At 61.1% G+C, this 11,807-nt stretch carries 11 protein-coding genes, 1 tRNA gene and 1 pseudogene; 4 read left to right on the top strand and 9 right to left on the bottom strand.

Annotation, left to right across the window (positions count from 1 at the left end):
- Positions 1 to 96: transfer RNA gene (locus tag LO50_RS02385), tRNA-Sec, on the top strand.
- A 58-nt stretch (positions 97 to 154) separates the two neighbouring features.
- Here the strand turns inward: LO50_RS02385 and LO50_RS24590 are convergent.
- From LO50_RS24590 to LO50_RS25675, 4 genes and pseudogenes are all read right to left on the bottom strand, one after another.
- On the bottom strand, positions 155 to 862 hold the full coding sequence (locus LO50_RS24590; RefSeq protein WP_146067160.1) for a hypothetical protein: 708 nt from the start codon (positions 860 to 862) through the stop codon (positions 155 to 157).
- 32 nt (positions 863 to 894) lie between these two features.
- A complete protein-coding gene (locus LO50_RS02390) occupies positions 895 to 1,905 on the bottom strand; it encodes a DUF4062 domain-containing protein (RefSeq protein WP_044313996.1) in 1,011 nt (336 codons plus the stop codon).
- A gap of 356 nt (positions 1,906 to 2,261) precedes the next feature.
- Positions 2,262 to 2,609, bottom strand: a complete 348-nt coding sequence (locus LO50_RS25280; protein ID WP_425521995.1) for an SDR family oxidoreductase — start codon at positions 2,607 to 2,609, stop codon at positions 2,262 to 2,264.
- A 121-nt stretch (positions 2,610 to 2,730) separates the two neighbouring features.
- A pseudogene (locus LO50_RS25675) lies at positions 2,731 to 3,030 on the bottom strand (SDR family NAD(P)-dependent oxidoreductase); the annotation flags it as partial.
- Positions 3,031 to 3,341: 311 nt separating this feature from the next.
- On the opposite strand from LO50_RS25675, the gene LO50_RS02400 reads away from it, so the two are divergent.
- Positions 3,342 to 3,659 (top strand): hypothetical protein, encoded by a 318-nt coding sequence (locus tag LO50_RS02400; RefSeq protein ID WP_044313997.1) that lies wholly within the window; start codon positions 3,342 to 3,344, stop codon positions 3,657 to 3,659.
- Positions 3,660 to 3,743: 84 nt separating this feature from the next.
- On the opposite strand, the gene LO50_RS02405 is transcribed toward LO50_RS02400, so the two are convergent.
- Together LO50_RS02405 and LO50_RS02410 are read right to left on the bottom strand one after the other, a co-directional pair.
- Positions 3,744 to 4,208, bottom strand: a complete 465-nt coding sequence (locus tag LO50_RS02405; RefSeq protein ID WP_044313998.1) for a glycine cleavage system protein H — start codon at positions 4,206 to 4,208, stop codon at positions 3,744 to 3,746.
- Entirely contained in the window at positions 4,205 to 4,579 is a 375-nt protein-coding gene (locus tag LO50_RS02410) for a DsrE family protein (protein WP_003284098.1), read from the bottom strand. Before LO50_RS02410 ends, LO50_RS02405 begins: the two co-directional genes overlap by 4 nt.
- 159 nt (positions 4,580 to 4,738) lie before the next feature.
- Here LO50_RS02410 and cfaB point away from each other — a divergent pair, with 159 nt between their 5' ends.
- Positions 4,739 to 5,920 carry a C17 cyclopropane fatty acid synthase CfaB gene (gene cfaB, locus LO50_RS02415; protein WP_044313999.1) on the top strand — a complete coding sequence of 394 codons (1,182 nt, stop codon included), beginning with the start codon at positions 4,739 to 4,741 and terminating at the stop codon, positions 5,918 to 5,920.
- 31 nt (positions 5,921 to 5,951) lie between these two features.
- Here cfaB and LO50_RS02420 read toward each other — a convergent pair whose 3' ends face one another.
- The 3 genes from LO50_RS02420 to LO50_RS02430 all read right to left on the bottom strand — a co-directional run bounded on the left by LO50_RS02420 (position 5,952) and on the right by LO50_RS02430 (position 9,813).
- Positions 5,952 to 6,803, bottom strand: coding sequence for a universal stress protein (locus LO50_RS02420; RefSeq protein WP_044314000.1), 852 nt, complete (start codon positions 6,801 to 6,803; stop codon positions 5,952 to 5,954).
- Positions 6,804 to 6,817: 14 nt separating this feature from the next.
- Positions 6,818 to 8,305, bottom strand: coding sequence for a SulP family inorganic anion transporter (locus tag LO50_RS02425; protein ID WP_044314001.1), 1,488 nt, complete (start codon positions 8,303 to 8,305; stop codon positions 6,818 to 6,820).
- A gap of 293 nt (positions 8,306 to 8,598) precedes the next feature.
- Positions 8,599 to 9,813: a DUF3391 domain-containing protein gene (locus tag LO50_RS02430; RefSeq protein ID WP_080902064.1), complete on the bottom strand. Its 1,215-nt coding sequence runs from the start codon at positions 9,811 to 9,813 to the stop codon at positions 8,599 to 8,601.
- A gap of 201 nt (positions 9,814 to 10,014) precedes the next feature.
- On the opposite strand from LO50_RS02430, the gene LO50_RS02435 reads away from it, so the two are divergent.
- Complete coding sequence (locus tag LO50_RS02435; protein ID WP_044314003.1) at positions 10,015 to 11,778, top strand: sensor histidine kinase; 1,764 nt, start codon at positions 10,015 to 10,017, stop codon at positions 11,776 to 11,778.
- Positions 11,779 to 11,807 lie beyond the last annotated feature (29 nt).

Consider the following 11,807-nt stretch of genomic DNA (forward strand, 5'->3'; position numbering starts at 1 on the left):
GGAAGGCAATCGCACCCGGTGGTGCGGCCGGGCTTCAAACCCGGTTGGGGACGGCAGCCGTTCCCGGGTGAGTTCGACTCTCACTGCCTTCCGCCATTTTGGCTACGGACGGCCCCCGCCTCGGAAAATAAATCTGTCCCCTTTTCCAATGTAATTACAAAGTTTGAGCTATATTGTCTAGCCGACGAATATAAGTCGTTATTCGCCTACTGCCGGAAAAAGCTGACTTAAGGAACGCGCCTACGTCATGTACATCACGTACCCCACGCCCTAGCCCCAGATTAGGACAATTTGGTCCCGTCACTACGGTCATAAGATTGTCATTCATTAGAGCCTTCGAATTTTTGCTTTGATGGGCAATAAAATTCCGAACAGAGTGCACTGTATCAATAAACCTTGAATCCGCCTCAGTCAGGTTCATGATGCCATCTTTATAAGGTGCAGCAATCCACTCATTGCACCGCTGCTTAAGAACCTCGACACTCTTAAAAGTTAGATTATAATTTTCAGGATCCAGCATCCTCTCTAGATCATCAATCCTGATATGTTTTACCGCATTAAATGGCGTGCGCGACCTTGCCCACCCACCAAACTTGCTATCTATAGATTGAGATATTCTAGTCGCTAGCACTCTTTGGTACTGAGAGAAATCTCTATTTATATATGCAACGATCAAGTCAGAGACGAAGCACTCGAAAGCCACATATGTTGAGTGAAGAGTCGTTTCAGCTAAAACGCTGATATCTCGCTTTTCATGTGGCGTGCCATTTAATGCCGTTTCGACACGATTGAAGTACGCCAATCGTTCGCTTACAAAAGCCGAGAATTGAGCTTTAACATCTTGCGGGTTAATCTTTCGCATTAATTACGACCTGAGTGACAGCTAACTTAGATTCACGACGCGCAGTCTTTGCTGCTATTACTTTTTCTTACGGAACGTAGCTGTACCATTAGACGCTCACCTTCGGGTGTAAAGCTCCAAAACATTGCCATACCCCCCTTCACTGTCTGGGTGTATCTTGTTTCAATAAGCCCTAACGCTTTTAGCTGTACTGCAATTGTTTGAAAGACCTGGTCATTCAGTGTGTTTGATCTCTCGCTTATACCGTTTCGGAAAACAACCTCTTTCCTAAGGACCTCCTTCACATATTCTTGATTAGGGGTCTGCGAGAGATACGGCGAGATTATGGAAAATATTTCTTTCCATGAAATTGAACAAATCCATTCTCGTTTTCCGTACTCATTAAAGTAAGTTCCCGAAAGCTCAAACTCATCGTCTAAGCCAGCTATGTCTTCTATTGCATAGGCCTCCGTAGGCTTAGGAATCTTAGACAAATCAGCTTTTAATGAACTATTCTCTTTTCGCAACTCGTTCAGCTCAACCAAAAGCTCCTCATTGGAAATCGCCTTTGCCCGCACCCACCCAATTGCGGGAAACATTTTAATAGTTTTTGACAGGCTTAATGCGACCAAACCAGGCAGCTCTGCGGGCTCGCTCCAAAACCTAACTAGCCGACTTTTAGATACCTTTTCTCTAAAACTATCAAGCTTAGCTCTCAACTCTGGCGTAACATCAGATTTTCCTACGGGTATGTTTTCTGGTTTCCCATGCAAGAGCGCGACCACTTTTAATCCTATTTTTACGGCGTACTCATACTCTTTTTCGGTATAACTTATTCCTTCTTCTGTGGTTGATCCATAACGCCCTCCAACTATCAGAAGATAGTAATCGCAGTCGTCAATTACCCGCTTTATGAACTCCCATTGCTCCTCGTCAGCAGCAGGAAATAGCTCCATGCCTGCAGGGATACAGTCCATTTCCATAAGCGCCTGAGTGACATGTTGCCTTTCCTCTTTCAAGTCGGCATAGGTAGAGCTAACAAAAACCTGGTATCGCTTTTCCACAAGAGCACTTCCTTCTCGCGCATATTTATTAACGCCGCGTAGATTTGGACAGTCGATAATGCGAAGGTCGGCATGTCGAAAAACTGTCGAAATCACTGCCAGTGAGAGCAGAGTAATGCGGCCCAGCTAACGATGCCGACGTAGGAAAGCCGAAGACAGCCAGTCACTGCAAGCCAAAAAAACGAGTTCGACTCTCACTGCCTTCCGCCAATTCACACCAGAAGGCTAACCAGATAAATCTGCCCCCCTTTTCTCAAAGAGAGCTCGCGGGCGCTAACGTTGTCGGCTGCGATGAAGATGCTCGGCCTGAAAGCCCCGGTTGGGCTTGATGATGGCCGGCCCGCCTCCGGGAGTATTCAGCCCAGCTCCTGCACCCCACCGCCGGAGACCGTGAGGATCTGGCCGCTGATCCAGGCCGCCGCAGGTGAACAGAGAAACAGCGCCGCGTTGGCCATATCCTGGGGGTCACCCAAACGCTGAAGGGGCGTATGCGCCAGCATTTGGCGTTCGATGTCTTCGGTGAGCACGCCTTTAAGCGCATGGGTGAGTGTTGCGCCTGGGGCGATGCCGTTAACGCGGATTCCGCGCGGTCCCAGGTCGAAAGCGATGTTGCGGATCAGGTGATTGGCCGCGGCCTTGGAAGAGCCGTAGGAGGCCATGTGCTGGTTGCGGTTCTCGCCGGCCATCGAGGTGATCGCCAGCATCGCTCCGCCACCGGCCTGCTCCATATGCGGAGCCGCCAACTGCGCCAGGCGAAACAGAGAAAAACACGTTCAGCTCGTAGGCTCGACGGAAATCTGCCATCGGCATGTCGAAGGCCTTCGGGCCGCCGCCACCGGCGTTGCTGACGAGCAAGGTGAGCTTGCCGAAGTCGTCCACGCAGTGCTCGACCAGTTGCGCAAGCTGGGTCTCGTCGGTGACGTCGCAGGCGCAGGCGGCGGCCTGACCACCGGCAGCGACGATCTCGTCACGCACCCCTTCGGCAGCTGCTAACGACAAATCGCTGACCAGCACTGCCGCACCTGCGGCGGCAAACGTTTGCGCGATCGCCTGGCCGATCCCCGCACCGGCACCGGTAACGACCGCAACCTGACCATCAAGACGAAAATCTTCGGGGCGATACATGGCAGTCTCCTCGGGTAGAGGGAGTATGGGCGGTCACCTGCAGGGCTTTCCTAAAAAACTACGTGTCCTTTGTCCGGAACCCCCTGCTGCGCCGAAGCATAGCGCGCGTCGTTCAGCTGAATCAGTGTCCGACGCCTGGCTCTCTCTGCCTGCCGCCAACCACCTCACCTCTTCTGCCGTTGTCCTGCGTCGCCAGCTTCCAGTTCGAAATGCGACAGTCTGACCTATCAGGCGATATCAAAACGCTATCGTCATATCGTGCGAAGCGCGTCACAATCGCGGCTTTTCTTTCCAGGGACAGGAGAGACGTCTTGGGTGACCGGATCGATGAGCGTCGTGCATTGCATGCGCTACGGGACCATATCGATTGTCTGCTGGCTGCTGGCGCATCCCTTGTGGGGCGCGATCCGGTGCAGCTGAGTTTTCAGGGCAGGACGCTGATCGTTCAGCACGGCATGCTGCTCAACGAGAACGGCCATCAGGATCTGATCGAGACGCTGGCCGAGCTGGAGTGGGCGAACAAGCGCACCCGCGATCTGGCGATCGATATCTGCATTCGGCAGCTGGACCACGCGATCAAGCGAAGCTGTGACAAGGTGCTGGACAGTTCGACGCCGGACAAATCCTGAGCGCTATCGCGGCGCAATCGGATCGCACCTCGGCATCTTGTTGGGATGTGGGCCGAAGCCCAGGCTACCGAGGCTGCAGCACCTTTATTTCCACTGCAGCGCCTGCACATGGGCGTTGGCCGGGTCGAAGTTGTCCAGGCGCATGCGTTCGTCGATGGCGGCTTCGGCTGCCTTGCCCAGCGGGAACTCCTCGCGCACGGTGGCCCAGCCCTCCGGCTTCAGGCGGACCATCCAGCCATCGCCGTAGCAGTCCTGATTGATCAGCGCCGGTCGCTCGAGTAGCGCTTCGTTCACTGCCAGCAGCTCGCCGCTGACCGGGCTACGCGCCGAGGACGCAGCCTTGGCGAACTCGACCACGCCGAAGCTGCGCTCACGCTCGATGCGGGCGCCGACGCGCTTGGGGGTGAAGGCGAAGATCTGGCCGTACAGCGCGCAGCCGTAGGCGGTCAGGCCGATGGTCAGGCTGCCGTCGGCCTCCTCGCGCAGCCACAGGCTGTGCTCCGGGGCGTAGCGCAGCGGGTCGGGAAATTCCAGGCCGTGCACATTCATAGGGTCAGCACCCGTTCGTATTCGAGGATCATCTGCGCCAGTTCGCCGCCGCTGGAAATTTCATCCAGCTCGGCGATCAGCGTGGCGGGGTCAAGCTGCACCCCGGGCTGGCGGCACATCAGCAATCGTGCGCCGGCCTGCTTGGCGTTGCGGATAAAGTGCAGCAGCGGCTCGCCGCCCTCCATCGCGCGTAGCGATTCGGCCACCTCGCGACGCGCCAGCTGCGTGCCCTCGCCGGTGAGGTAAAGGGTTACCTCGGCATCCATACAAGCCAGCAGCGTGGCGATATGGAAAGGCGCGGCGCAGCGTGCCGGGGTGCTGGGGCCGCCGGCGACCAAAACGAGCACGCGTTGTGGACGGTTCTGCTGCATAAATCCTCGATCGGAAAAGTCATTCGGCGAGTTAAGCCGTCAAGCGCACGTTCGCAGGCGTTCGAACCATAGCGCGAAACTATCATCACCATAGCCTACCGGTTGCCGTTTGATGGTCTAGGATTTTCTTCGTGCACTGAACTGAAAAGGAGATCGAGCATGTTGGCAACCTTGCTACCGGCCCTTAAAGAACTCGCCCTGCCGCTAAAGCTGCAGTTGTGGGATGGCAACGAGATCGACATCGGCCCTGCCCCTTGCGTCACGTTGGTGATCAAGGACCCCAACCTGGTCACTCGGCTGGCGCAACCGAGCCTGGATATGCTCGGCGCCGCCTATGTCGAGGGGCAGATCGACCTGCTCGGGCCGGTGGGCGAAGTTATCCGTATCGGCGATGTCATTAGCCGGGCGTTGGGCAAGGACCATTTCGCAGCGCCTGCGCGGGAGGCGCACGACAAGGCTACCGATGCCGAGGCGATCGCCTACCACTATGACCTTTCCAACGACTTCTATCGGCTCTGGTTGGACCGGGAGATGGTCTATTCCTGCGCCTATTTCGAGACCGGCGAGGAGGATATCGATCAGGCGCAGCAGGCCAAGCTACGGCTAATCTGTCGCAAGCTGCGGCTCAAGCCAGGCGAGCGGTTGCTGGATGTGGGCTGCGGCTGGGGTGGGCTGGCGCGTTTCGCGGCGCGGGAATTCGGCGCGCAGGTGTTCGGCATCACCCTGAGCCGCGAGCAGCTGGCGCTGGCCCGCGAGCGCATTGCCGCCGAGGACCTACAAGGCAAGGTGCAGCTTGAGCTGATGGATTACCGCGACCTGCCGGCCGATGGCGGTTTCGACAAGGTGGTGAGTGTCGGCATGTTCGAGCATGTCGGGCACGCCAACCTGCCGCTGTACTGTCAGCAACTGTACGGTGCGGTTCGTCCAGGCGGGCTGGTGCTCAATCACGGCATCACTTCGCGCCACCTCGATGGACGGCCGGTCAGCCACGGGGCTGGTGCTTTCATCGACCGCTATGTATTCCCCCACGGCGAGCTGCCGCATCTAGTGAACATCAGCAGCTGCATCAGCGAGACGGGACTGGAAATCGTCGATGTGGAAAGCCTGCGCCTGCATTACGCGCGCACGCTGCAGCTGTGGAGCGAACGGCTGGAAGCGCGGCTGGCGGAGGCCCAGGCGCTGGTGCCGGAGCGGGCGCTGCGGATCTGGCGACTGTACCTGGCAGGTTGTTCCTATGGCTTTCGCCGCGACTGGATCGACCTGCATCAGATTCTCGCCACCAAACCGTTGCCCGATGGCGGGCATGAACTGCCCTGGACCCGTGCCGACCTCTACCGCTGAGCGCCGCTGTTCGGCGGCGCGAGGGGCTTGATCAGCGCAGCAATAGCAGCGGCGTGCGGGTCGTGCGGATCATGCTGGTGGTGGTGCTGCCAACGAAGAACTGGCGAATGCGCGAGTGGCCGTAGGCGCCCATCACCAACAGGTCGATGCCATGCTCGGCCTGATAGGCATGCAGGGTCGGCTCGACTTCGCCGGCGCGGATGGCGGTGTGTACCTCGAGACCACCAGCGGCCAACGCGTCCCGCGCAGCGTTCAGCTGCGTCAGCACCGCGTCGTCTTCGTTGCCGACCATCACCAGATGGATCGGTAGGCCCTTGAACAGCGGGCTGGCAGCCAGCATCTCGACCCCCTTGAGTGTCGTGGCGCTGCCGTCGAAGGCGAGCATCAGGCTGCGCGGCGGCGTGAACTGACCGACGGTGACCAGAATCGGCCGATGCATGGTGCGGATGACGTTTTCCAGCTGGCTGCCGATGTGCTGGATGGCATCGCCGCTGTCCTCGCCCTGACGACCGATGACCAGCAGGCGCGTTTCGTCCTGCAGATCACGCAGGGACTCGACCAGATCACCGTGGCGCTGCCGGCACTCGGGCTGGGCGACGCCGGCGGAGATCGCCCGCTGACGTGCCGAATCGAGCATCATGCGGCCCTCCTCCAGCGCCAGCTTGGCGCGTTTCTCGTCCAGCGTGGCCAGCTCCTGCAGAAGGAATTCGCGGCTGCCGAGGCCGATGATGCCGCTCAGATCGCCCGACACCGGATACTGCTGGCGGTCGAGCACATGCAGCAGCGTCAGGGGTGCATCCAGGCGCTTGCTGGCCCAGGCCGAATAGTCGCAAACCGCCGCTGCCTGCGGTGATCCGTCGATACAAGCCATTACGTGGGTCATTGTTGTTCTCCTGGTCAGTGGCTCATGAGCTTGTCGATGGCCTCGGGTTTGTCATGCACACCGAAGCGGTCGACGATGGTGGCGCTGGCTTCGTTCAGGCCCAGCACTTCCACCTCGGTGCCTTCGCGGCGGAACTTGATGACCACTTTGTCCAGCGCCGCCACAGCGGTGATGTCCCAGAAATGTGCGCGGGACAGATCAACGGTGACCTTGCCGAGCGCTTCCTTGAAATCGAACGCACCGGTGAATTTGTCCGATGAGCTGAAGAATACCTGCCCGATCACCTTGTAGGTGCGCTGATTGCCGGCGGTATCCAGCTCCGAACCGATGTGCAGGTAGTGGCCGACCTTGTTGGCAAAGAACATCGCCGCCAGCAGCACGCCCGCCAGAACACCGTAGGCCAGGTTGTGGGTGAAGACCACCACCACCACGGTGACGACCATGACGATGTTGGTGGAAAGCGGATAGCGCTTGAGGTTGCGCAGCGAATCCCAGCTGAAGGTGCCGATCGACACCATGATCATCACCGCCACCAGCGCGGCCATGGGGATCTGCCCGACCCAGTCACTCAAGAACACCACCATCAGCAGCAGCACCACGCCGGCGATCAGCGTCGACAGCCGGGTACGGCCGCCGGATTTCACGTTGATCACCGACTGGCCGATCATCGCGCAGCCGGCCATGCCGCCGAACAGGCCGGAGACGATGTTGGAAACGCCCTGCCCTTTGCATTCGCGGTTCTTGTCGCTGCCGGTGTCGGTGAGGTCGTCGACGATGGTCGCGGTCATCAGCGACTCCAGCAGGCCAACCACGGCCAGCGCGGCGGAATACGGGAAGATGATCGCCAGGGTTTCGAAAGTCAGCGGCACTTCCGGCCAGAGAAAGACCGGCAGGGTGTCAGGCAGGTCACCCATGTCGGCGACGGTGCGGATATCCAGGCCGAAATACATGGCCACTGCCGTCATCGAAAGAATGCACACCAGCGGCGAGGGGATGACCTTGCCGAGCTTCGGCACATAGGGGAACAGGTAGATGATGCCGAGGCCCGCGGCGGTCATGGCGTAGACGTGCCAGGTGACGTTCGTCAGTTCCGGCAGCTGCGCCATGAAGATCAGGATGGCCAGCGCGTTGACGAAGCCGGTAACCACCGAACGCGAGACGAAGCGCATCAGCGAACCCAGGCGCAGGTAGCCGGCGCCGATCTGCAACAGGCCGCAGAGCAGTGTCGCCGCCAGCAGGTACTGCAGGCCGTGCTCACGCACTAGCGTCACCATCAGCAGTGCCATGGCGCCGGTCGCTGCGGAGATCATTCCCGGGCGGCCACCGACGAAGGCGATCACCACGGCGATACAGAAGGAGGCGTAGAGGCCGACCCGCGGATCGACCCCGGCGATGATGGAGAAGGCGATGGCTTCGGGAATCAGCGCCAGCGCGACGACGAGGCCGGACAGCACATCGCCACGGACGTTGGAGAACCAGTTTTGTTTGATCGTTTGCAGCATCGGACTATCCAGAGCAAAAGCACCACCATGCAGACCACGGGCGGCCGGCAGCGATACAAGACGAGATTTTTGGTGTGATTGATTCGGCTGTCAGTCGACGAAACGCACGGACAGCAGCGCACGACCACCCCATGACAGGCAGTCGCAAAGTGACGCGAGGGGGCGCAGCGCTATGGCGGACTAGGCAGCCAGGTCATGGGCATTACAAGCTCTTCTCTGAGCGACTCGCCGGGCGGATCGCATTCGGGGGGCGACATTCTAGTCGCATCGCCCCCCGTTTTACGACCGCCAATCTAGGTCCAGAGCGCATCCAGATTGCTGAAGCCCCAGGCGGCGGGGTCTTCGCGGCCGACGATGCGGTCGCTGCATTGCGGGCTGGAGAGGTCCAGCTCCACCGGCACGATCGTCGCGCGGGCGCGGGTGGAATAGAACAGTTTCAGGCGCGGCGCCGTCAGCTGCTGCGCGTTGTGTTCGATGACCACGCCGAGCCGCCCCGACTGCAGCCGTACCAGCGAGCCCAGCGGGTAGATGCCCACCGTGCGCACGAAAGCATGCAGGATCTGGGTATCGAAGTGCCCCTGCCACTGCGCCATGCGCGCCAGCGAGCCCGAGGCATCCCAGGCGGTTTTGTACGGGCGATCCGAGGTGATGGCGTCATACACGTCGCAGATCGCGCCCATGCGCGCCAGCCGGCTGATCTGCTCGCCGGCCAGCCGGTGCGGATAGCCGGTGCCGTCCATCTTCTCGTGATGATGCAGGCAGACGTCCAGCACTGCGTCGGAGATGGCCGTTCCCGCGCCGAGCAGGATCGCGTGACCACGCTCGGGGTGGCTGCGCATGACGGCGTATTCGTCGTCGCTGAGCTTGCCCGGCTTGTTCAGCACATCCAGCGGCATGGCCATCTTGCCGATGTCGTGCAGCAGCCCGGCAAAGCCGGCTTCCTGGACTTCCTGTTCGCTCAGGCCCAACTGCCGGCCCAGCGCGACCATCAGCGCGCAGACCGCCACCGAATGCATGTAGGTGTACTCGTCCTTGGTCTTCAGCCGCGCCAGGCTGAGCAATGCCGAGCCGTTGCGTGCCAGGGATGCGGAAATCTGCTCGACCAGTGGCAGGCACTGCTGCGGGTCGACGGCCTTGCCCAGGCGCGCCTCATTGAACAGCGAGGTCACCTGCTGCTTGGAACGCTTGAGCAACTGCGCGGCGCGCTGCATTTCTTCCCGGACGCTGCATTGCTGGGCCGGTGCTGTGGTCGGTCGAGGCGCAATCGGCATGGCGTCGGAGATAGCCTGTGGGGCCTCGGCAGCCGGCGGCGTTGCCGTTTCGACATCGACGCCCTTGCCGGTATCGATCCACAGCGCCTTGACGCCGCTACTGCGCAGCGCCTGCAGGTCGGCGGGGTCGGTCAGCAGAAATTTGCTGCGCCAGAAGGAATGATCGAACCAGCTGCCGTCCAGTGCATGGACGTACATGCCGAAGCGGAGTTGGCTGACAAGGATTTTTCTGAGCAAGGCGGACCTCGACTGGAGCGGCTGGCCGTTCCGTACTAGCGATCCCTGCTGAAGCTGAAAGTAACTCCCCGCAGTATATCGATGATGTCATTGTGCCTCTATTGGGACAGATCAAGACTTTGGTGCTATCCCGAGGCTCGGCGATGCGCCACCGCTGCCGACTATCGCTTACCATCGTCGCGTCCTGTCGCGAGCGTCGTCATGCCAGCACTGTCCAACCGCCTGCGGGTAACCCTGATCGTTGCGCTGATCCTCATCGGCCTGCTGCTGAGCATGTACTGGGCCGGACGCCTGGCCGAGCAGCGCGCCTGGGCCGAGCGTGCCCAGGAAGCGCAGGGGCAGCTGGAACTCTATGCCCAGGCGATCCACACCCAGGTCGAACGCTTCCGCTCGGTGCCGGCGCTGCTGGCGCTGGACAGCGACATCCAGGCGCTGCTCGCCGAACCGGGCAACCGCGCGCTGCGCCGCCAGCTCAACCAGCGCCTGGAACAGCAGAACCACGCAGCCGGCTCCTCGGTGCTGTACCTGCTCGACCGCGACGGCGAGACCATCGCCGCCAGCAACTGGCGCGACTGGAGCAGCTTCGTCGGCAACAACTACGCCTTCCGCCCGTATTTCCGCGATGCGGTGAGCAACGACAGCGGGCGCTACTTCGCCGTCGGCGTCACCACCGGCATTCCCGGCTACTTCCTCTCCAGCTCGGTGAAGAATGCCGACGGCGAGGTGCTCGGCGTGCTGGTAGTCAAGCTCGAGCTGGAAGAGATGCAGCGCGATTGGGTCGGCCAACCGGGCATCCTGCTGATCGCCGACTCGCTGGATATCGTCATCCTCACCAACCGCCCGGCCTGGCGCTTCCGCTATCTGCGCCCGCTGAGCGACGAGGTGCGCAGCCGCCTGATCGATGCCCGGCGCTATGCCGAACAGACGCTGCAGCCGCTGCCAAGCAGCCGCGTGCAGCAACTCGCCGAGGGCAGCGAGCGACGCCTGGTGGATGGCCCGGACGGCCGCCGCGAATACCTCTGGCAACGCCTGGCGCTGCCGGAAGACGACTGGACCCTGCACCTGCTGCACGACCCACAGATGGTGGTCGCCAGCGTGCGCAGCTATCGCCTGGCCGCGGCTGGCGTGTGGATGACGCTGGCCTTTCTGCTGCTCTACCTGGCGCAACGTGGCAAGACCCGCCGCGTCGAACAGCGCAGCCGCAGCGAACTGGAGCGCCTGGTGCACGAGCGTACCCGCGAGCTGCACACCGCCCAGGACGAGCTGGTGCATGCCGCGCGCATGGCCGCCCTGGGGCAGATGTCCGCTGCCCTCGCCCACGAGATCAACCAGCCGCTGACCGCATTGCGCATGCAGCTCGCCAGCCTGCGCCTGCTGCTCGACAGCGGCCGCGACGGCGAGGTGCGCGAAGGCCTCGGGCATGTCGAAGGCCTGCTCGAACGCATGGCGGCGCTGACCGGCCACCTGAAGACCTTCGCCCGCAAGAGCCCGGCCGGGCTGCGCCAGCGCCTGAGCCTGGCCGAAGTGCTGGAGCAGGCCCTGCAGCTGCTCTCGCCGCGCATTCGCAGCGAGCAGGTCGAGGTGTTCCGCCAGGTACCGGCCGAGGCCGCGGTCAGCGGCGACGCCATCCGCCTCGAGCAGGTGCTGATCAATCTGCTGCACAACGCGCTGGATGCCATGGCCGAGCGCCCGCAGCGGCGCCTGCGCATCCTCTGTCAGCTCAACGGTGACCGCTGGCAGCTCAGCGTGGGCGACAACGGCGGCGGTATTGCCAGCGAGCATCTGGATCAGGTGTTCGAGCCGTTCTTCACCACCAAACCGGTCGGCCAGGGTCTCGGCCTTGGGCTGGCGGTGTCCTACGGCATCGTCCGTGAGATGGGCGGCACGCTGGAAGTCAGCAACGATGAACAGGGCGCGGTATTCACCCTGACGCTGCCGGCTGCCGAAGCGCACGCCGCCGAGTAAACTGCCGCGACGCGACCGCGAGGAGCAGG

Source organism: Stutzerimonas stutzeri (assembly GCF_000935215.1).
In the GTDB taxonomy this organism is placed as follows: domain Bacteria; phylum Pseudomonadota; class Gammaproteobacteria; order Pseudomonadales; family Pseudomonadaceae; genus Stutzerimonas.